This is a genomic window from Vicinamibacteria bacterium, from assembly GCA_035620555.1.
In the GTDB taxonomy this organism is placed as follows: domain Bacteria; phylum Acidobacteriota; class Vicinamibacteria; order Marinacidobacterales; family SMYC01; genus DASPGQ01.
On record DASPGQ010000116.1, the window covers coordinates 1 to 19,968 of the forward strand.

The 19,968-nt window shown below is 63.0% G+C and carries 19 protein-coding genes and 2 tRNA genes; 8 read left to right on the plus strand and 13 right to left on the minus strand.

The genetic code is table 11. The features are described from left to right. The 6 genes from VEK15_04730 to VEK15_04755 form a co-directional block, all read left to right on the plus strand. The coding region (locus VEK15_04730; GenBank protein ID HXV59977.1) for a cytochrome C at positions 1 to 1,357 on the plus strand (1,357 nt) is incomplete at its 5' end. Positions 1,358 to 1,364: 7 nt separating this feature from the next. Beyond that, positions 1,365 to 2,423, plus strand: coding sequence for a S1C family serine protease (locus VEK15_04735; GenBank protein HXV59978.1), 1,059 nt, complete (start codon positions 1,365 to 1,367; stop codon positions 2,421 to 2,423). 7 nt (positions 2,424 to 2,430) lie between these two features. Next, positions 2,431 to 3,288, plus strand: coding sequence for a cytochrome c (locus tag VEK15_04740; GenBank protein HXV59979.1), 858 nt, complete (start codon positions 2,431 to 2,433; stop codon positions 3,286 to 3,288). A 90-nt stretch (positions 3,289 to 3,378) separates the two neighbouring features. After that, positions 3,379 to 4,392, plus strand: coding sequence for a TRAP transporter substrate-binding protein (locus VEK15_04745; GenBank protein ID HXV59980.1), 1,014 nt, complete (start codon positions 3,379 to 3,381; stop codon positions 4,390 to 4,392). Beyond that, on the plus strand, positions 4,392 to 4,871 hold the full coding sequence (locus VEK15_04750; GenBank protein ID HXV59981.1) for a TRAP transporter small permease: 480 nt from the start codon (positions 4,392 to 4,394) through the stop codon (positions 4,869 to 4,871). Before VEK15_04745 ends, VEK15_04750 begins: the two co-directional genes overlap by 1 nt. A 3-nt stretch (positions 4,872 to 4,874) precedes the next feature. After that, on the plus strand, positions 4,875 to 6,161 hold the full coding sequence (locus VEK15_04755) for a TRAP transporter large permease (protein HXV59982.1): 1,287 nt from the start codon (positions 4,875 to 4,877) through the stop codon (positions 6,159 to 6,161). Here the strand turns inward: VEK15_04755 and VEK15_04760 are convergent. The 10 genes from VEK15_04760 to VEK15_04805 all read right to left on the minus strand — a co-directional run bounded on the left by VEK15_04760 (position 6,139) and on the right by VEK15_04805 (position 15,526). Continuing rightward, on the minus strand, positions 6,139 to 6,450 hold the full coding sequence (locus VEK15_04760; protein HXV59983.1) for a Smr/MutS family protein: 312 nt from the start codon (positions 6,448 to 6,450) through the stop codon (positions 6,139 to 6,141). The two genes, VEK15_04755 and VEK15_04760, sit on opposite strands and share 23 nt — an antisense overlap. A gap of 151 nt (positions 6,451 to 6,601) precedes the next feature. Then, positions 6,602 to 7,012 (minus strand): PIN domain-containing protein, encoded by a 411-nt coding sequence (locus tag VEK15_04765; protein ID HXV59984.1) that lies wholly within the window; start codon positions 7,010 to 7,012, stop codon positions 6,602 to 6,604. After that, entirely contained in the window at positions 6,999 to 7,232 is a 234-nt protein-coding gene (locus VEK15_04770) for a hypothetical protein (protein ID HXV59985.1), read from the minus strand. Before VEK15_04770 ends, VEK15_04765 begins: the two co-directional genes overlap by 14 nt. Positions 7,233 to 7,439: 207 nt before the next feature. Next, complete coding sequence (locus VEK15_04775) at positions 7,440 to 7,667, minus strand: hypothetical protein (protein ID HXV59986.1); 228 nt, start codon at positions 7,665 to 7,667, stop codon at positions 7,440 to 7,442. Positions 7,668 to 7,671: 4 nt separating this feature from the next. Further along, positions 7,672 to 7,905, minus strand: a complete 234-nt coding sequence (locus VEK15_04780; protein HXV59987.1) for a hypothetical protein — start codon at positions 7,903 to 7,905, stop codon at positions 7,672 to 7,674. Positions 7,906 to 7,962: 57 nt separating this feature from the next. Next, positions 7,963 to 10,416 (minus strand): ABC transporter permease, encoded by a 2,454-nt coding sequence (locus tag VEK15_04785; protein ID HXV59988.1) that lies wholly within the window; start codon positions 10,414 to 10,416, stop codon positions 7,963 to 7,965. Positions 10,417 to 10,620: 204 nt separating this feature from the next. Then, positions 10,621 to 10,718: transfer RNA gene (locus VEK15_04790), tRNA-Sec, on the minus strand. Positions 10,719 to 10,727: 9 nt separating this feature from the next. Beyond that, the gene (locus VEK15_04795; GenBank protein ID HXV59989.1) at positions 10,728 to 11,885 is read right to left on the minus strand and encodes a SagB/ThcOx family dehydrogenase; all 1,158 of its coding nucleotides are present in this window, start codon (positions 11,883 to 11,885) and stop codon (positions 10,728 to 10,730) included. 212 nt (positions 11,886 to 12,097) lie between these two features. Beyond that, positions 12,098 to 13,018, minus strand: coding sequence for a tetratricopeptide repeat protein (locus VEK15_04800; GenBank protein ID HXV59990.1), 921 nt, complete (start codon positions 13,016 to 13,018; stop codon positions 12,098 to 12,100). Positions 13,019 to 13,048: 30 nt separating this feature from the next. After that, positions 13,049 to 15,526 (minus strand): protein kinase, encoded by a 2,478-nt coding sequence (locus VEK15_04805; protein ID HXV59991.1) that lies wholly within the window; start codon positions 15,524 to 15,526, stop codon positions 13,049 to 13,051. A gap of 153 nt (positions 15,527 to 15,679) precedes the next feature. On the opposite strand from VEK15_04805, the gene VEK15_04810 reads away from it, so the two are divergent. Continuing rightward, positions 15,680 to 16,012 carry a hypothetical protein gene (locus VEK15_04810; GenBank protein HXV59992.1) on the plus strand — a complete coding sequence of 111 codons (333 nt, stop codon included), beginning with the start codon at positions 15,680 to 15,682 and terminating at the stop codon, positions 16,010 to 16,012. Further along, positions 16,000 to 16,323: a type II toxin-antitoxin system PemK/MazF family toxin gene (locus VEK15_04815; protein HXV59993.1), complete on the plus strand. Its 324-nt coding sequence runs from the start codon at positions 16,000 to 16,002 to the stop codon at positions 16,321 to 16,323. The genes VEK15_04810 and VEK15_04815 overlap by 13 nt, the downstream gene beginning before the upstream one ends. Positions 16,324 to 16,350: 27 nt before the next feature. Here VEK15_04815 and VEK15_04820 read toward each other — a convergent pair whose 3' ends face one another. The 3 genes from VEK15_04820 to VEK15_04830 form a co-directional block, all read right to left on the minus strand. Next, complete coding sequence (locus VEK15_04820; protein HXV59994.1) at positions 16,351 to 18,258, minus strand: prolyl oligopeptidase family serine peptidase; 1,908 nt, start codon at positions 18,256 to 18,258, stop codon at positions 16,351 to 16,353. 42 nt (positions 18,259 to 18,300) lie between these two features. Beyond that, positions 18,301 to 19,518: a protein kinase gene (locus VEK15_04825; protein HXV59995.1), complete on the minus strand. Its 1,218-nt coding sequence runs from the start codon at positions 19,516 to 19,518 to the stop codon at positions 18,301 to 18,303. Between the two features lie 149 nt (positions 19,519 to 19,667). After that, positions 19,668 to 19,743, minus strand: a tRNA-Ala gene (locus VEK15_04830). Positions 19,744 to 19,968: the final 225 nt, after the last annotated feature.

Consider the following 19,968-nt stretch of genomic DNA (forward strand, 5'->3'; position numbering starts at 1 on the left):
CGGAATCCTGCCGTTTGCCGAAGGCAAGATGATGGAACAGATCCGAGCACGTGGCCGGAAACTCGGCGATCCAGAGGGATGCGTCGTTTGTCACGGCGGAACCCCTTCGGCCACCACCAAAGAAGAAGCCCACAGGAGCGAACCCCAACCCATGGGTCCGGAGCGTTTCTATCCCAACCCCGGGAGCTTCTTCGTTGCCGAGCGCACCTGCGGCCAATGCCATCAAGGCTATGCGAGGCGTCTACTGAAATCATCGACGGGAACGGAGACGGCGAAGATCCATCGCAATCTTTGTCGCTTCGCACTGAACGAAACCGCCTCCGGGGGCACCGAGAAACGGTTTGGTTCCTATGCAATCGAGGACGACGACGGCAAGGTGCCCATTGTGGGCTCGGCGGTGTACAAGGAATTCATGACGTCATTCGTGTCGGACTCGGACCTTTTCACCGAGAGGTTGGAGTCCCCTCCGGTTCTCGCCGACGGCGTGACGCAATCCCGGTGCGTTAGCTGTCATATTCCAAAAGCCCAAAACGAGCTCGAGGACCAACACGGCACGGGCTGTTCGTCCTGCCATGTTCCCTATCGTGCCGGTGGCTCCTACTTAGGAAGCGATCCCACGATCGACAGGAATCAAACCGGCAAGCTCCTGCTGCACCGCCTGCAGGGAACGGCGAACACCACGATTACCCTCCGCGTGAACGGAGACGACTCCGAGAGTTTTCGTGGCATCCTGTTAGACAACTGCTTTCGATGTCACAACGACGTCCGGCACGAAGACCTCAATCCCATCGGATCCGCGATCAGCCATTACGGGGACAGCCATGAGACCCACATGGGCGGTACCATGCTCTGTCAGGATTGCCATACTTCGATCGAGATGCACGGCGACGGCAACATCCCCCTGTCTTCTCGTGCCCAGGTCGAGATACGGTGCGAGGACTGTCACGGCACCGTCGACAAGGCGCCCTGGGAACTACCGATCGGTTATGGCGGCGAGCCAGGGAAGAATCCGGCGGGTCCGGCTCGCGGCCTGGTGAAAGAACCACCGGACATCGTAGGCGCTTTCTACGATAGCCAGGAAGGTTATCTGTTGACCTCGCGGGGTAATCCGTTTGGGAACGTGGTGAAGGATGGCGAGCGCGTCCTGTTACATTCCGCCACCGGGCAACAACTCGCCGTCCCGATTCTCAAACAGATCCGGCAGCACGAGGCATGGAAATCACCGCTCTCACGCCAAGCCATGTTCGAGGTCAAGGAGCATGGTGAGAGAATGGCCTGTACGACCTGTCATGGAGACCGCGTGCAGCCACCTTGCCTCGGCTGCCACGCTTCCGAATCTCAATCGAGAAAAGAGTGAGTAGAAAATGAACCGCGATGGCTCGAATCAGAACGCAAAGATCCTCCTGCCGGTGCTGTTAGGGGGATTGTTCGCGGGAAATCTCGCTCCGGCCCAAGAACCAGAGGCGCCGGCCGTCATCGAGGCTTTGGTTCCCGCCGTCGTTCGGGTCACCGGCTACATGCGCGACGGTGCCGGAAGAGGTGAGTACCGGATGTTTGCCGAAAGCACCGGATTTTTCGTCGATGAAAGCGGCCTGTTGTTTACGGTCTACGACAAATTCGTCTCGCCGACAGAAAGAAAGTTGTGTGAAAAATTCGAGATTACGCGTCACGACGGCCAGACGATCGAAGCGCGGATGTTTCTGGTCGACCCGGTCTTGAACTTTGCGGTACTGAAGATGGCCGATGAAGAAAACTATCCCGCGATCGAACGGACGGCCACGTCCGAGGTCAGCTCGGGAGACAGAGTCTGGGCCGTTGCCGGACCGCGTTCCAACGAAGAAAGTCCGATATTCGCCGGTGTCATCAAGGCGGAAAACAACTCGACGATCTACCTGGAGGGCTGCGGCAACGAGCTCATCGATACCTATATCGAGCTGCCCGCCTTTGCCCATGGCGGCCCGCTCGTAACCGATAACGGGAACCTGATCGGGATCAACATGCCCCGGAAGAAGGAATGTCCGGACGAGGGGCCCGGAGAGGAACATGCCACACCGATCGCCGACGTCAACAGGATTCTGGAGCTGTTATTGGCCTATCCGACATTCGAGCGCAAATGGCTGGGAATCAGCGTTCGTCACATGGGCCGGGATTCCGTCGAAATCGTCCGCCGGGTCATGCACAAGCGTTGCGGGATCCTGGTCGATTTTGTATGGCCGGAAGGCCCTTCGGGAAAGGCCGACATTCGAAGCGGCGATATCCTGGTGATGGTCAATGACGAGATCGTCATGACCACCATGCACCTCGAGAGCATACTCTTCCGGACAGAGGCGAATACGGTACTGGAGCTGAAGCTCATTCGTGACGGCGCCCTGCTGACCCAGAGGGTCCGAGTGGAACAACGTCCACCCTGGGCCGCGCTCTAGAAACGAATTGAAGCGAACCGCCGTCTCAGTCGTATTCCTCGCCGTTGCTTTCGTCATTGCCGCGAGACTCCTGCGGAACGACGTCGAGAGGCCGCAGGACGTCGTCGTGAGCCGAGCCGCCCGGGATCACCGGAAGCTCATTCTCATGCTGCAATACATCGGTAGAGACTATCGAGACGCCGTCGAGGATGGCTCGATCATCAATCCATTCGAGTATCGCGAGATTTCGACGTTTTGCGACGAGGTAATCGAGATCTACACGGGATTTCAACAGGGGCTCGAGAAGAGTGAGACGGTTTTCGAGCTGCAGCAGCTGCGCCAGATGGTTTACGAAAAGTCCGACCTCTATTCGATTTCGGATCTTTCCAAAACGCTCGTCAATGAGCTGAGCGCGGAACTGGCCACGGATTCTTCACCTCTCACCACGCCCGACCTGGCCAGCGGCAAACGTTCGTATCAGGCCGGAGGTTGTCCGGTGTGCCATGGCCTCATGGGTGACGGAGACGGCTGGGCGGCCGGGTGGTTGGAGCCGGCTCCGGGAAGCTTTCGCGAGGAGGGGCGGATGCGCGATGCGACCCCGTACTACTTCTTCAACGTGATCGAGCTCGGTGTGACCGGAACCTCGATGCCGTCTTTCGAGGAAGCCTTCTCGAGTCAGGAAGTATGGGACATCGCCTTTTATCTCATGACCCTGCGAGACGGTTTCAATCCGCAACCACCGGGCGGAAGCCTCGACCTGACTCTCACCGACCTCGCCACGAAGTCAGATCTCGATCTCATGGAAGAGATGGCCGACCGAGGACAGCAAGGGGACCTATCGGCCGCAATCGATTTCCTGCGCGGCCGGCCGGAAGTCTTGGAGTGAGCGTCATCGACCGCTCGTGACGAGATAAGTCACAAGCGTCTTCATCTAGCGGCGATTCGACCATTGTGCTAGCCTTCGACCTCCGAGGGCATGCGGCTAATTTCCTTTAGACGAGGCGGAAAGCGTTTTGCGGCTGGAGCCGGTCTCGCCTGCCTGCTGAGCGTTCTCGCCGCGTGCGCCGGGGGACCGGACGACGGCAAGCTCGTCATTCGCCTCGGACACATCGGGTTTCCTCAATCCCCCTTCGACCAGGGCGCTCGCAAGTTCAAAGAGCTCCTCGAGGCGCGTTTTCCCGATCGCGTCGAGGTCCGCATCTTCGGCTCGGCGCAGCTGGGCGAAGACAAGGAGATGCTCGAAGGCCTCCGGTTCGGAACGCTCGAGATGCACGTGCCTTCGTCGGTCCTTCATTCGGTCGAGCCCCTGTTCGGCGTCTTCGATTTGCCGTTTCTCATCGAGGATCGCGCCCAAATGGAAGCCATCGCCGAAGGCCCGATCGGCGCGAAGCTTCGTGAGAGCCTCCTCGCGCACGATCTGGTGCTTCTCGGCTTCTGGGAGAACGGCTTTCGGATGATCACCAACAACGTGCGTCCCATCGTTCGGCCGGAGGATCTCCGCGGTATCAAGATCCGGACTCCAAAGGACCCCGAGCGGGTCAAGCTCTTCCGCGCTTTCGGCGCGAATCCGACGTCGATGAGCTATGGCGAGGTCTTCTCCGCCCTGAAACAGGGCGTCATCGACGGCCAGGAGAACCCCTTCTCCCAGATCGTCCCCGCCCGCTTCCACGAGGTCCAGCGCTATCTCTCGCTCTCGAAGCACGTCTACTCGCCTGCCTATCCCCTCATGAGCCGGCAGTACGTCGAGAGCCTGGACGAGGACATAAGGCGCGGCGTGGAGGAAGTGGCCCGGGAAGTGGGCCGCTACCATCGGGAGCTGGGCGAAAAAGAGGACGCGCGGTACCGCGTGCAGCTGGAGGAAGACCTGGAGATTACCGAGATCGACCGCGAGGCCTTTGCCCGGGCCGCGGAGCCGCTCTTCGAGGAGTTCAACGAGAAGTTCGGCCCCGAGCTCGTCGAGACCATCCGCGGCCATCGCGCGGCCGAGTGATGGCAAGCTCCTGGCTCGATCGCGCCGAGGGCGCGATCCGAACGGCTCTCGCCGCGGCCGCATCCGCCACCCTGGCTGCCATCGCCGGGATCTGTTTCGTCGAGGTCGTCCTTCGCTACGGGTTCGGATCGAGCTTCGGCTGGTACGACGAGTTCGTGGGCTACCTGCTCGTCTGGCTCACGTTTCTCGGCGCGGTGCTCGCCCAGTCCCAGGGCCAGCACATCGGGATCGAGAACCTTCTCGAGAGGGCGCCGGACCGGCTCCGCTTCGCGCTTCGACTCGCGAACCATGCCATCCTCGTGGCGATTCATCTCGTGCTCCTCGTCTACGGCTTTCAGATCGTGGCTCGTCTCCTCACCGAGAGGGCGATCACGCTTCCCATACCCATGGGTTACATCTACGCGGTGCTGCCGGTCTCGGCGATTTTCATGCTGCTCGTCGAGTCGATCCAGATCGCGAGAACGCTGCGGGCGGGCTGAACCGTGGAGCTGCTGCTCATCGTACTCACCGGCCTCCTGATCCTGCTCGGCCTTCCCATCGGCTACGCGCTCATCGCCGGCAGCATCCTCGTGATCGCCACGACGGGAACGCCTCTCACCGTCGTGCCCTTGCGTCTGTTCAACGGAACCGACAGCTTTCCCATGGTGGCCGTGCCCTTGTTCATCCTCGCGGGCGCGCTCATGAACGAGGCGGGGCTCTCGAAAAGGCTGGTCGACTTCGCCGCGAGCCTGGTCGGCTTCGTTCGCGGCGGATTGGCGATGACCACGACGCTCTCGAGCATGTTTTTCTCCGAGGTCTCGGGATCGGCGGTCGCCGATGCCGCCGCGCTCGGAAGCGTTCTCATCCCCGCGATGAAGGAACGGGGCTACCCCGCGCGATTCGCCGCCGCCGTGCTTTCCTCCTCCGCTACGATCGCGATCATCATCCCCCCTTCGATCCCCATGATCCTCTTCGGCGCGATCACCGGAGCTTCCATCGTGAAGCTCTTCATCGCGGGTATCGTGCCCGGTGTCCTGTCGGGCATCGCCATCATGCTCACGAGCTACGTCCTCGCCCGGCGGGAGGGTTTCGCCGACTCCGAGCCCTTCGAGTGGCGCCGGGTCGGTGAGAGTGGCAAACGGGCCGTTCTCGCTCTGAGCCTTCCCGTCGTGATTCTCGGCGGAATCTTCGCCGGCATCTTCACCGCCACGGAAGCCGCTGCGGTCGCGGTCGTGCTCGCTCTCGGACTCGGTCTTTTCGCCTATCGCGAGATTGGGCCGAGGGCGCTCCCCCCGATCCTGGTGGAGTCCGCCCGCCAGACGGCGGTGGTCATGATCCTGGTCGCCGGATCGGCCGTCCTGGGCTGGTATCTCGCGAACCAGCAGGTTCCCGAACGGCTCGCCCGCTTCGTGCTCCAGCGCGTCGAAGGCGAAGTGCTGCCGCTTCTCGTCATCGACGGCATTCTCCTGGCGGCGGGGATGATCCTCCATAGCGCCGCCGCGATCGTGCTGCTCGTGCCGGTGCTGCTGCCGCTCACGACCGAGCTCGGTCTCGACCCGATCCATTTCGGTCTCATGGTGACCGTGAGCCTCGCCATCGGGCAGCAAACCCCGCCGGTCGCCTCGGTCTTGATCACGACCTGCTCGATCGCCAAAGTGCCGATGTGGGAGGTCATGCGCGTCAACGTGTACTTCATCTTCGCGCTCTTCGTCGTGCTGCTTCTGGTGACGTTCTTTCCCGCTCTATCCCTGTGGCTTCCCGCGCTTCTCACCGGCGAAGCTTCAGGTTGACGACCGTCGCGCCCCAGCCGCCGCGGTCGGGTGTCGCCTCCTCGAAGCGCTCGACGAGCGCGCTCCGCGAGAGCACCTGCCGTACGCGTTCTTTCTGAACGCCCTTGCCGCGCCCATGAATGATGCGCACCTCGGTGAGCCCCTTCTCCTGCGCGGCTTCGAGGTAGGATTCGACCACCGAGGGGATGTCGCCGGGGGCGAAGGCGTGCAAATCGATCGCGTCCTCGATGGGAACGACGACGGTGTCGTCGATGGCGTCGTCCTCGTCGTCGGGCTTCGGTGGGAGCATGTTAGCGTATCGATTTCCGGTACTGCGGTTGATAGAGCGCGCCGTACGCCTGAAGCGTGGCCATGCTCCGCGCCATCGTCAGTTCGTCGTCTCCTCGGGCAAGCTCAGGACGACGATCTCGCTCGCTCTCGTCGACTTCGTCGTACTTCGGTCAGGCACGAAACGGGTTCTCGACCCTCACGCCATCGTAATCCTGCCCATCGTTCAGGTCTTCCGAGAGCACCGTCTTGCAGCCCAGGCTCCGCGCGGCTTCGACGATGGCGGCGTCCCAATAAGAGATCCCGAAGCGCTCTCTGGCATCGAGTGATGCGCGAACCAGAGCGAGCGTCGTTTCCTGGACGCGAAAGCGGGCGAACGCCTCGACCAAGGAGCTCGCTTCGTCGTGGCTGAGTCGCCCGGACTTACGGGATCTCGTGGCCTGCACGTAGAACTCCTGAAGCACCTGGACGGAAAGCGCGAGGTCGTCGCCTTCGAGAAGAGCGACAGCGATCTCCTTCTTGGTCTTCTCCTCGCGTGCGGTGCTGGCAGAGTACAGGAGCACGTTGGTGTCAACGAAGCGCATCGCGGTCGTGCACCTCTTCGCGGCTCAGACGATCCCGAGCGCGAAACCTCTTGATGGTGCTCAACACTTCGGCCTGGAGCTTCTTGCGGCGCTCGAAATCCGATTCGGCCTCACCGAGCTTCATCAGAAACTCGCGAACCAGGGCACTAACGGACGTCTCGCGCTCGGCGGCCTTGATGCGGGCCAGCCGGTAGACTTCGTCGGGGATGGAAACGGTCACGTTTTTCACATTTTCACAATATCACAGTTTCACTTACCGGCATAACAGCCTCTTGCAGGCTCTCGCGAAAGGCGGGGTCGCATACATCATCGTTAGAGGCGTCGCGGGCACGATCCATGGCTCCGTCCGGCTGACGTCGACCTGGACATCGTGTACGAGCGCTCACCCGAGAACGCGTAGGTACGTGAGATTCGGCGTTCCGAGGGGCTACCCCGTCCTCGCCAACGCTTCCTTGGCTCGTTCGGGCAGGTCCACGATGACGAAGTACGTCTCCGGATAGAGGTAGTCCTCCCCGGATTCGTCGATGATCCGTAGGTAGCCATCCTTGGCGGCGCGCTTGTCCGAGAGCACAGCGTAGACCTTCCTCAACTCGAGGTCTTCGCAGTCGTCGGTCCTCACGCACAGCGCGAACTGCTTCGGTTTCTTCACCACCATCAAATCAGTCCAGAAATCGCTTGATCTTCATCTTCTTCTTGCCGAGGCCGTGTGCCTCGTACCAATGTAACTCGGCTTTTCTAAGGACACCGCTGGCGAGACGAATCGTCGCCACGCCTTTGAGCTTCCGCCATCGACCCGGCCCGAATTGCCGCCGAAGACGCATTATGTCTCGGATGCGTCCGCCGACGGCGATGATCTCAACCTCCGTGACACGGCCGACGATCACGAAGTTCACGCTCGATTATGCACTCTGCGCAAGGCCACGGGCAAAGGAGTCGGACGTGATGATTCTTCAATCGTGGTGCAGCGCGACCACCGGGTCGACGAGCGCCGCGCGTCGCGCAGGAGCATAACTTGCGAGAAGTGCGACAACAATCCACGCCAGCGCGCTCGCCGCGTAGGTGAGCGGATCGGTCGGCGCCACCCCGTACAGAAGCGACGCGATGAACCGCGACAGGAGCAGCGCGGCCGCTGTGCCGGTCGCGATGCCGAGGACAACGGACTTCATCGAGCGGTTGACTGAGAGCCGCACAACATCTTTGGCTCTCGCGCCAATCGCCATGCGGACACCGATCTCTCGCCGCCGCTCGACGATGCTTCGCGATACGACGGCGAAAATTCCAAGAGCCGTCATCAACCCGGCTACCACCGCAAGCACGGTGAACAGGAACGCGTTGAAACGCCATGGAGCTCGTTGGTCGTCCATCACGGCGCGCAACGTGACGAGCCCTCCTAGTGGGACGGAAGGTGCGATCGTCCGGATTTCTCGTCGAATCTGCGAGACGATCGATAGAGGATCGCCGTGGGTGCGCACAACGAGGTTTCTCAGTGGGATCGAAGATTGCGCGTAAGCGTAGTAGATATCGAAACGGATGTCGTCAATCTCGCGGTAATGGGCGTCTTCGACGACTCCGATCACGCGGCTCGGTTGGCGGACTAGCTCCTCGTTGAACCGGGACTCGGGCACGTAGAGGCCCTTCCCCAGAGCGCTCTCGCCGGGCCACAAGTACTCGGCCAGCCTCTTGCTGAGGATGAGGACGTGAGGACTCTCGTCGTCGTCGCTCTCGCGAAAGTCGCGCCCCTCGACGAACTCGATGCCCATCGTGTCGAAGAAACCAGGGGTGGTTATCTCCACATTGCAGATCGGGTTCACTTGCTCTGCCGCGAACTCCGGAAGGCGGTACGTGCGGCCCTCGTACTCGACCTCTTGCCAACGAAACGTTTGATCCTCGGCCACGAAGTAGGTATCCCAGCCGACCGAGCCGTGGGCGAACGGACGCAGCAAAACGCCGGACGCAGACGAGACGCCGGAGATCGTGCGGATGCGCTCGAGCGCGAGGCGGTGCATAGCCCTCTTGTCCGCGATCTCGGGATAGTGCGTGTCCGTCGCCACGAGCTCAAACATGAGAAGTCTTCCGACGTCGTAGCCGGGGTCGGCTCGAGCGAGATGCGCACTCGACCGCAGCGTGAGCCCGCAGGCCGCCGAGACGATGACAGCGACGGCGACCTCGGCCATCACCAGCATGCGCTTTCCGCCGGGACGGCTCTTTCCGTCCCGATGAGCCCGCGCCACCCCGAAGGCGCCCGTGAGTACCAGCGATGCGAGAGCCAGCGCTACCATGAACGTCACCGCGACGATCCCCAATCGGGGCTGGTCGAGTCCTGGGATGTCCGGAGGACCGAAACGGCGAAACGCCGCGAGAGCTCCCATCGCGATCGCGATTGAAGCAGGGAATGCGACGGCGACCGCAATGCTGGCCGTGGACAGAGTCCTGAGAGCGATGTCGAGACGTGACGCTCCGAGCGCGCGCCGAATCGTCCGCTCGTGTTCCTCCTCACTTGCACGAACGACGAGGATGTTACCTGCGTTGACCCACGCGACGATGAGCACGAGCGCGACGGCTCCTAGAAGTGCCCTCAGTGCAGTGCGCGTTCCCGCGCCGAGGTGGTAGTCGAGAAAGGTCGTCAGCGCCATCGTGTGCTCTCGGCCGCGGTCGGCCGAATAGGCCGCGTCGGTGGCGGCGACGAGACCGTCCAACTCCGCTTTCGCCTCGGCACGATCGACCCCGGGCTTCAGTCGACCGACCATGAACGAATAGGCAAGCAAACGCTCGTCGGTCAAGGGTCGATCGCGTTGCATGGCGGCCCAGAGCTCGATACCGCTCGGAAAATCGAACGCCTCGGGCATCACGCCGACGATCGTGAACGTGCCGGAATCGTTGCTCTCGATGCGGATCTCACGCCCGATGACGTCTCGGGCGCCGGCGAAGAGACCCTGCCACAGACCGTGGCTCAGCACGACGACTCGCGGCGCCGTCGGGAGCTCCTCTTCTGGCAAGAATGTGCGACCGAGCACGGCCTTGACGCCGAGGACGTCGAAGAACGAGACGGAAACATCGGACATGTCGACGGGCACGGGCTCGTCGAGCTGGATCACGCCGTAGTGACTGGCAGCGCCGAAGCACGCGAGGTCCTCGAGCGTTTCGTTGTCGCGCCGCCAGTCGAGATAATCGGGGAAAGAAACTTCGACAAAAGGCACCTCGGTCCTTGAATCGAAGCGCCACAACACCTCGAGTCGATCGGGTGCGCGGATCGCCCTCTCTTCCCACAAGAGCGCGTGGACGACGGTGAACGTCGCACCGCAGACTCCAATCCCAGTCGCGAGCAAACCCGAGACCATGAGCGTGGCGCCGCGCTGGCGCCAGGCGCGACGGAGCGAGTGATGGAGGCCAGTGACGGGATCCATAGATAGCATCCTACCCGAGACGAGCTATCGTTGGGTGGGGCGTTCGGGCTGCGGGACGGGCGGGTTCGGACCTGTCCGTCAGATCGTCCCGCCGATCAACGAATTCACCCGGGGGATTTCAATCCTCAAGCGGCGGTTGGAGACGCCAACATCGATCGCCAGGCTGGCTATCCAGCCCAAGTTACTACAAATAAGAAACTTACGTGGCGGAAGTGCGTGGGAATCGAACCCACCGTCCCGAGGGCTAACCCGGGACCATCGGATTTGAAGTCCGAGGAGGCCACCAGACCCCAGTCACTTCCGCGACAATTCTACTTCGTTCTACCGGCTCCGCGCGGTCGGGCCTCGCTTTTCGGTGGGAAGCGCCGCGGCACTTCGCTTTCGTCGGGCCACGGGGCCCAATCGACGCCGGCGGGGCGGGCCCCGACGCCGGCCGTGTAGATCACGGATTCTCCGACGCCATCGAGGCCGAGGTCCCGCTCGATGCGGGTGTCGGCGAGGGCATCGGTGCAGAAGGGCGCCAGACCGAGCGCCGTCGCCGTCAAACAAAAAGTCTGACAGAGGTGGCCGGCTTCGAGAAGGACGGTTCGGTAGGACCGAGCGTGCGGGTACAGCCATCCCGTCCTGCCGAAGACCGCCGTCATCAAGATCAGTACCGCGGCGGATTCGTACCAGGGTTGACCGGGAAGGTACGCGCGGAAGGTTCTGCGGGTGGCCCCGCGCCTCAACGTCAAGAGCCCGTGGCGGTCCGGGTCGTAGTAATAGAGACCCGCGTCGACACCCTCGACCCGCCGTGCCGCCACGTAGGCCTCGATCGGATGCCGGGCGCCGCCTGACGGAGACGTCTTGAGCGGCGCGCGGCCGAGCTCCCCCAGATCGACCCAGCCCTGTATTCCGAAAGTGAGTCCGAGCAGAGTGCTGAGAGCCGGCAGCGACAGAGCAGACCGGGAGAACCGGCGCCACGTCCTCCTGGCCGCGAGAACGTCCGAGAAACTTCCCGGCGCGCTCGGCTTCGTCAAGAGCGTGACCGGACCGGCGTAACCTTTGACGGCCTCAGGCGGCCGGCCCTGCGCGAGCCTTCGGCTCAGGAACGCATCGGCCTCGGCCTCGCCGCGATCGTAGGGAAGATCCTTGGTCGTGAAGTGGAAAAAGCCTGCCGCCGGGTTCCAGGGCTCCCACGGATCCATCGTGCGCTCGGCGGCATCAGCAGGCCGGTCGGATCGTTGCAAGAGAGTTCGTCTCGCGAGCTTTCGGACGGCTTCTCGCAGCGAGGAGCGGCTGAACTCGGGAATCGTCTCGAAGAGGGTCTCGGGCTCGCGCCACTCGTCGAAGGCGTCAAGCAGCCTCGTGGCGAGCGGTGTCGCGGTGACCCTCGCGCCGGTTGCGTAATTGTGAAAAACGAGCCCCTCGCGAGACCAGTAGCTCACGATGTGAGGCGAGCGCCGGTAGCGCGGCCTGGACTGAGGCATCGGTTGGGTCCAGCGCCTCCGCGGTCTCGGGGCCTCGGTCTTTTAAGAGCTCTCGATACGACGGATCTTCTTGCAAAGCGGAGGGGCTTGCCCCCGCCGCGCGTCGGCCACCGCGAGTCGAAGCGCTTCCACGGCATCGCGTCCGGGCTCCGGATCTCGACGCGAGACTTTTTGTGCCCCGTCGCTGGTTTTGGGTCGTCTCGACTCGTCGGTCATGGATTACGCCTCCTTATGAAGAAAACGAGCGGGAAGCCAACCTCCCTCACGAGAACGCGGTATCGATCATCGTTTCTCAGGCCATCGAGCGCCGGATCCGTTGCCAGATCGGTCATCGAAGGGTCGCGCTGCTCGTAGGCGATTCGGAGCCACGTCAGGGCCTCATCGATGTGGCCCAGAGCCAGGTGAACGAGGGCGATCTCGTAAGGAAGAACACCCTTGCTGGCAGGATCCGCGACCAGGCTGCCCAGAACCTCCTCCGCGTCACCTCTCAAACCGGCGCAGGCATAGGCCCAGGCCAGAATCGCTTCGTAGCCGCTTCCCGCACGCAGCAGTTCGGCGACCCCTCGATCGGGATTGCCCCTCTGGACGTACGCTCGCCCGAGAAGCGCTCGTGCCGGAGCGAAATCCGGCTCTCGTTGGAGAAGACGCGTGAGGATAGAGATGGCCTCGTCGTAGTTGCGCGCAAAATAATGGGCCCGGGCTCGGTCTCTTTCCACGATCGGTGCGTTCGAAGTCACCTCACCGATCTCCGCTATCGCCTCGTCGTGGCAAGCGAGGGCCGTGAAAAAATCGGCGCGCCACAGATGCACCAACGAGCTGGGACCGTATCCCACCGCGGCGTCGAAGTCTTGCTTGGCTCCATGCCAATCGTACTGCAACACATATCGGGCGAATCCTCTCGTGGCCCGCGCCGAAGCTTGCATCGGCGGCGCTATCGGTCCCTCGATGACACGAGTGGTCACGTCGATCACGGTCTGTGCGACGCTGCCGGGTGAATCGCCGAAGTGGGAACGGAGAAGGACCAGCGCCTCCGCGAAACGAAGGTGCTCCTCCGGCGGCGCGTTGGCCGCTGGTGGTTGAGCCAGTCGAGTCAGCTCGACCCTGTCTCTCGTCGTGACATCGTAGGTCATCATGGTCTTCCTCTTTTCGACGAACCGGGACCCTTACTCCGGAAATCCGAGCTCCTGGAGAAGCCCCGCATATCTGGGATCTTCCCGAAGGCTGTCCAGCGTCGGATCGGTCTTGAGATTGGTAATGGTCGCGTCCTGTTCCTCGATCGCTCGTCGAAACCAGGCAATGGCCTCGTCGGGCTCGCCGAGTGCCGCGTAGACGGCGGCCACCTCATACGGTAAAACGGGCGAGAGAGTCGGCCGGGCCAGGATCTCGCTCAGCAGCTGCTCGGCCTCTGCACGACGTCCGGAGAGCGCCTGCGCTTGCGCGAGCATGGCGAGATAGGCCTCTCCCGCGGCTCGCAGCTCCTCGATGCCTTCCTCGGAACGTCCCACGGCCACGTAGGCACGCCCGAGAAGAGTGCGCGCCGGAGTGAAATCCGGATCTTGCGAGAGCGTCCTCCCCAATTGCCGGATGGCATCATCGTAGCGTCTCGCGTAGAAATAGGCCCAGGCGACGTCGCGGCTCATGATGGGCGTCAGCGGAGACCGCTCCTCGGCCTGCCGGGCGTGATCGATGGCCTCCTGGTGGCGGCCAACGGCGGTGAGATAGTCCGCGTACCAATGATGGGCTTCGGCGGAGCTCGGTGCGAGCTCGAGCGCCCGACGAAAATCCGCCTCGGCTTCGTCCCACTCCAGGGCGAACGCGTAGCGTGCAAAGGCTCTCGAGGTCCACGCCTCGGCGAGATCGGGGTCGAGATCGATAGCCCTTGCGGTCGCCTCGAGGGCACGCCGGTAGGCCTCGTCGCTCGGCACGGAGCCAAAGTAGGCACACAGGAGTACGTCCGCCTGAGCGAGGCCCACGTAGGCTTCGGCGAAACCGGGATCGGCATCGATGGCCGAGCGAAAGAAACGAGCCGCCTCGATCAACGACTCCTCGGTCCGAAGTCCGGAAGCCTCCCGCCCTCGCAAATAGAGCTCCATGGCTTCCGGAGCCACTTGACGCGACATGGCCAGCAGGCGTTCTTCTCGACGCGCCAGCCCGATGCGGATCTGGGAGGCGATGTGCCTCGCCAGCTCACTCTGCAGCTCGAAGAAGTCACCCAGTCCGCGCTCGAAGCTGCGAGACCAGAGCACCGTGCCGGTGCGCGCATCGAACATCTGTGCGTGGACCTGGAGCCTTCGGTCCGAGCCCTTCGAAGGGGGCGAGAACTGGACCGCTCCTTCCACGACGGCATCCGCGCCGGTGGCCTTCGCAATGTCACCGAGCTTCATCGACGAGCCACGCGCCAGGCCATTCATGAAGCTCCAGGGAACGACCCGGAGCGCGCCGAGCTGCCCGAGACGCGCGGTGAGCTCGATGGGAACGGCGTTCGCGAGATAGCTTTCGTCCTCGTCACTGGAGATACTCTCGAAGGGGAGCACGGCGATGCGCTCCACGCTGGCGATGGGAACGTTCCTCAGGTCGTCCGCCCGCCCCGCCAGATCGCCGAGCCTCGTTCCCGTGAGATAGAGCCCGGCGATGGCGATCACGACGACCGCCACGGCCGCCAGGCGGAAGCGTTCTCCAAGTCTGCCCCAGGGCAGCCAGGGACGTAGACTTCTCCTCGTTTGCAGTCGCGCCAGCTCGTCCCTCAGCTGGGCGGCACTCGCGTAGCGTTTCCCCGGATCCTTGGCCAGACACCTCTCCACCGCTCGTGAGAAGTCCGGGGGAAGATGAGCCCGGCTCTCGCAAAGAGGGATCGGCTCTTTCAACTGCACCGCCTCGATCACTTCTCGATCGTTGCGGCCCTGGAAGGGGAGCTCACCCGTGGATGCCTCGTAAAGAGCGACGCCGAGCGAGAAGAGATCGCTTCGAGGATCCACGGCTTCCCCACGTGCCTGTTCGGGTGACATGTAGCTTGGCGTGCCGAACAGGAGCCCCGTGTCGGTCCATTCCCGTTGGGAAACGGAGGGTCCGGGGCTCGGCATCAATGGCTTCACCGGCGTCAAGTCGATCGGCGGTGAGGATTCTTCCGACGCTTTCGCGCCGCGAGACGCCATCGAAGCTTTGGCCAACCCGAAGTCGAGGATCTTGGCGCGACCCTCGGGAGTCAACATGATGTTTGCGGATTTCACATCCCGGTGAACGACACCGAGCTCGTGTGCCGCGGCGAGACCGTCACAGACCTGGCAGCCGATGGACAGGACCCGGTCGACGGGAAGGGGACCTTCTAGCAGCGACTCCTTGAGCGTGACCCCGGGAACGAGCTCCATGGCGATGAATGGCGTGCCGGACTCTTCGTCGATCTCGTAAATCGCCGCGATGTTCGGGTGCGTCAGCGACGCGGCGAGCCTGGCTTCCCGGAAGAAGAGGCTCCGTGCGCCCTCGTTCGTGAAAAGCCGGCGGGAGAGAACCTTCAGCGCGACCTGACGCCCGAGCCTGAGGTCCTGGGCGCGGAAAACCACGCCCATTCCCCCTACGCCCAAGACCTCGGTGATCTCGAAATGACCGAGTCTCGATGGTCTCTGGCTCGACCCGCCGCTCTCCATGAAGCCACCCTCCGGCTCCTGGCTCGGGGGGCACCGGGTTCTTCTTGATGCGGCCCTGATGAGGGATTGGTGTGCGAAGGCGCGGGCAACTCCGTTGCGGCGCCCCTCCAGGGGAATATAGCGCGAAAACCGTTCTCGTTAAAGGAGGAAGTCGTGGACGACACAATCGGTCACCCGCGCTTTCCCGCCGAGGCGTTTGCCAAGTGGCGACGGCGATATACTATCCTATATAGGACGCTATGGAGGACAGGATGTATGAAAGGCAAGATCTCGGCAACTGTTGAGGAGCCGCTCCTAGACTTTCTTGATTCGCTTCCGGGAAGAACGAGGTCCGAGAAACTCGAACGCGTCCTCACGCGCTTCAAACGGATGGTGGACGACAAACGCCTCCGGGAACAACTCGCCGGATACCGAGAGGACGATGACGAGCGTCGGGAGCAGGACTCCTGGGAGCGAACGTTCGACGAGGCGATGTGGAGCGAATAAGCCGAGGAGATATTTGGCTCGTAGAGCCCATCGCATTCCCGAAGCCTCGCCCCGCCTTGGTGCTCAGTATCAATGCGATCAACGACCTTCGCCCCGACGTGCTGCTCGTGCCGCTCACGACGAAAGAGGGACCGCTCCGCGTAAGACTCACCGAGGATTCGGCCAAGACCGGGCTCAAAGAGAAGACCTTCGCGAAATGCGAGTCCATTGGCCCAGTCCACAAGTCCCGATTGAAAAGGAAGATTGGCCGCGCGTCACCCAGGGATCTCGCCGAAGTCGGGTCGGGTGTGAAAAGAGTCCTGGGATTGTAGGCAAAGGCTCACGGACTTCGCGTCGACTTACTCGATGGGCTCCGACGAATCCTCACCTCTCAGGTGCCGATCCAGAAAGGCCACGTAGCGCTCCGAGGCGGTGACGCGATTGTCCCGGTTGCGAAAGCCGTGTCCTTCATCGGGAAAAACGACGTACTCGACCGGCACCCCGTTCGCCTCGGCCGCGGCGACGAGCTCATCGCTTTCCACCTGCAGCACGCGCGGGTCGTTCGCGCCCTGCACCACGAGGAGAGGCTTCACGATGTTTTCGGCATGGAACAGAGGTGAGATTGCGCGAAGGCGCTCCTCGTCCGTCGCCGGGTCGCCCAGCTCGGCGTACAGGGCCTCTCGCTGAGCCGTCCACCATGGGGGGATGCTCCCGAGCGTCCGCACCCAGTTCGTGACACCGAAGATGTCGATGCCGACGTCGAACGCATCCGGCTCGAACACGAGGGCCGCCGCCACCATGTATCCGCCGTAGCTCCCTCCGATGATGCCGATGCGGGATCCGTCCACCCAATCGAGAGACTCCAGGTAGCGGCGGGCCCAGACGCAGTCCTTCAGGTCCACGTCGCCGTGTTTCTTGTCGTCCAGGTGATGGAACGTCTTTCCGTAGCCCGAAGAACCACGGTTGTTCACCGCGAGAATGGCGTATCCGTGATTGACGAGGTGCTGGATCGCCGCGTTGTAGCCCTTGCGGCTCTGGCCGCCGGGGCCTCCGTGCACCCACACCAGGGCCGGCGCTCGGTTCTCGCTCGAGGCATCGTGGGGCCGGTACAAGACCGCGGGAATCTCGAGGCCGTCGTAGCTCGGGTAGCGGATGACGCCGCCGTCGACGAGGTGCTCCCGATCCACAGCCGGGTTCAAGGCCTCGGTGAGCTTGCGATGCTCCCCCGTCGCGAGATCGAGCACGTGCACGTTGCTCGGTGAGGTGTCGCTGTTCACGTAGAACGCGATTCGCTGCTCGCTGCGGGAGATGACGACCCCGGTGATGTCTCCTTCGGGAAGCTCCGGGAGGTCGACTGGGGCTGAAGTGCTCGTATCCACGATTTCGAGAACCGTCCGTGCGTCTTCGTTGGTCGCGGAGACGCGATACTTCGCCGTCTCGGATAGCGCGACGTACATGACGTCCCAGTCGGCCTTGCGCACGAGCCGGTGCGAGCCCGATTCGATCTCGTAAGCCCATGCCTGGCGAAACTCGCCGTGGCCGTTCGTCAGATAGTAGAGCTCCCGGTGATCGGGCGTGAAGCCCATCGGCGCGTGCTCGACGTCACCTTCGTGCTCGGTGATGAGACGGGGCTCCTCGCCTCCTTGTAGATCGAGGAGATAGATATCGTTGTTGGCGTTCGTGATCGACTTCAGCAAACTGAGGAAGCGTCCGTTCCGGCTGATGCTTTCCGGAGACCATCCGGCATCGTTTCGAAAGATCAGCTCTCGCTGGTAGTCCTGCGATTCGAAGCGATAGACGTCGAAGTGCCTGGGGTCCCGTTCGTTGGTGAGCACCCAAAAGGAATCACCGCTCTCGCTCCAGCCGAAGAACATCGCCTTCAGATTCTCTCCGGGGGTGAGGTCCAGCGTAGCGCCGTCCGCCTCGCGGACGAAGAGGTGATTGAGCTCGTTGCCTCCCTCGTCGGCGGTGAACAGGAGCCGATCGTCTCCAGGAAAGTAGCTGACCGCGAACTGAGCGTTGTCGTCGGATACGGTCAGGACCTCGGGCGCTCCCGTACCGGAGACGGGGAGAGCCCGCAGGTTGAATACGCCGCTTTCGTCCGAGGTCACCAGAATACGGGTTTCGTCGGCCGAGAACGAGAGCGGCCCTCCGAAGGTGATCGTGTCGTAAAACGTCGCCGCGTCGTACTCGGGAATGACGACTGGTTCTTCCCGCCCGGCGCAGCTCAGCGCGAGCAGCGAAAACGCGAGTCCCATCGATTTCATGAGGACCTCCGGCGCGAAAACCTATCACAACCGAGTTGGGACTTACTTGGCGCGCCGCGGGGCCCGCCGCCGGCCTGCCAGCCGCCAGAATTGTTTCTCGCCGAGCAGCGTGATCCGGTGTCCCTTTTCCCGTAGCCTCTTGATCTCCATCAGCTTCAGGCCCGCATCCCGGCCCGCCGCCTGCAGCGGATTCGGCCGGCCGCGGACGATGACGCTCGTCCGCCCCGAGGGCATCCCGTGGACGATCGCGCCGGCCCGTCGCGCAGCCCGGATCGCCTCTTTCCGCGGCTTGCTCAAGATGCCGGTGAACGCCAGGTGCACGCCCTCGAGCGTACGCAGCGCCCCCGGCTCGAGCGCCGCCGGTGGGTTTCTCAGGGCCTCGATCATCTCGTCGGCGCTGTCGTACCGCTTCCGGCGCTCGCCGATGCAGCGGTAGATGATCTCTTTCAGGTGATCGCTGCAGGGCAGATGTCGGACGTCGGGAGTGCGAATCCGTTTCTGCGCGTCACCTTTCACCAGCATCGCCAGAAGCTGCCCGACCTGGTAGACGTCGTCGCGCGCCTGCCATTTCGGCGCCTCGCCGGCGAGAATATCGCTCGGCGCGGTGAGCACATTGAGGGTGCGTGCCGTGATCCCCCGGTGATCGCTTTGCTGACGAACGATGCCGAAGTCCCCGAGCTTCAAACGACGCCCCTCGCAAACGAACACGTTGAGAGGGGTGAGATCGCGGTGGAGCAGCTGGCCCCGGTGGAGCTTCGTCAGGACCTCGAGAACGCCGGCAATCTCGCGGCGAGCCATCGTTTCCGGCCACCCCTTGCCCGTGCGGCGCAAGAACGTGCTGAGGTCACCGTAGGGCGCGTACTCGAGCGTGAGGCAATAGAGGACGTCGCTCGCCCGGCTCCCGGACGGTATCAGCGGGAAGACGTCGTAGACGCGAATCGCCCGCGGATGGGTGTCCAGGAGCTGCCCGAAGTAACCCTCGCGCAGCCAGCCGTCGATGCGAGCGCTGATCTTGATGCAGACCGTCTCGGGAACGGTGGGAGACATTCCGAGCCGCCGCGAGAGATAAACCTGGCCGAAGCCTCCCTCGCCCAGAAGACGTTCGATTCGGTAGCGCAGCTCGGTTTCCGGGCTGAGGATTATCTGCCGCGGTCTCAGATAGGGCACGAAGCGCTGCACGCGAAACTCGGGCGGCTTCGTGCGGGTGACGGCCGTGGACGGACGCTTCCTCGTGCGGATGCGATCCGAGTTCGGGGACATGCGGTGGGACAGCATAGCCGAAGGACGGTTGTGGGATCCAACCTCCGGCCCGCCTTCGCCCTTCGGGCTACGGCGAGACAGCCTTCGCTCGGGAAGTTGGTTTACCTAGCCGTAGCTCGACGCTTCCCAATACGTCGTCGAGCGAAGGCTGGTGGAGCTGACGGGGATCGAACCCGTGACCTCCTGAATGCCATTCAGGCGCGCTCCCAGCTGCGCCACAGGCCCACGCGATGAAGGTCGGTGCGTTGTCGGACTTGGAGGCACGCTCCGGCCGGCAAGACCCTTCATTGTAACCCGCCCCGCCGACGCCGGTCAAAAACCAGCGCGTACGGCGTTCAGCTCACGCGCGCGACCATTACGACCGCCGACGCCGGGCACGCAGACGTGAACTCGACCGATTGCCGGACGGCCGCCGGCACCTCCTCGCGCGACACCGGCGCGAAGCCGAAC

What these genes read in the sequence shown, in the direction of transcription:
- VEK15_04735 (HXV59978.1), top strand. Translation starts at nt 1,365, where the DNA reads ATGAACCGCGATGGCTCGAATCAGAACGCAAAGATCCTCCTGCCGGTG.
- VEK15_04745 (HXV59980.1), top strand. Translation starts at nt 3,379, where the DNA reads ATGCGGCTAATTTCCTTTAGACGAGGCGGAAAGCGTTTTGCGGCTGGA.
- VEK15_04750 (HXV59981.1), top strand. Translation starts at nt 4,392, where the DNA reads ATGGCAAGCTCCTGGCTCGATCGCGCCGAGGGCGCGATCCGAACGGCT.
- VEK15_04760 (HXV59983.1), bottom strand. Translation starts at nt 6,450, where the DNA reads ATGCTCCCACCGAAGCCCGACGACGAGGACGACGCCATCGACGACACC.
- VEK15_04765 (HXV59984.1), bottom strand. Translation starts at nt 7,012, where the DNA reads ATGCGCTTCGTTGACACCAACGTGCTCCTGTACTCTGCCAGCACCGCA.
- VEK15_04775 (HXV59986.1), bottom strand. Translation starts at nt 7,667, where the DNA reads ATGGTGGTGAAGAAACCGAAGCAGTTCGCGCTGTGCGTGAGGACCGAC.
- VEK15_04785 (HXV59988.1), bottom strand. Translation starts at nt 10,416, where the DNA reads ATGGATCCCGTCACTGGCCTCCATCACTCGCTCCGTCGCGCCTGGCGC.
- VEK15_04795 (HXV59989.1), bottom strand. Translation starts at nt 11,885, where the DNA reads ATGCCTCAGTCCAGGCCGCGCTACCGGCGCTCGCCTCACATCGTGAGC.
- VEK15_04800 (HXV59990.1), bottom strand. Translation starts at nt 13,018, where the DNA reads ATGATGACCTACGATGTCACGACGAGAGACAGGGTCGAGCTGACTCGA.
- VEK15_04805 (HXV59991.1), bottom strand. Translation starts at nt 15,526, where the DNA reads ATGGAGAGCGGCGGGTCGAGCCAGAGACCATCGAGACTCGGTCATTTC.
- VEK15_04820 (HXV59994.1), bottom strand. Translation starts at nt 18,258, where the DNA reads ATGAAATCGATGGGACTCGCGTTTTCGCTGCTCGCGCTGAGCTGCGCC.
- VEK15_04825 (HXV59995.1), bottom strand. Translation starts at nt 19,518, where the DNA reads ATGTCCCCGAACTCGGATCGCATCCGCACGAGGAAGCGTCCGTCCACG.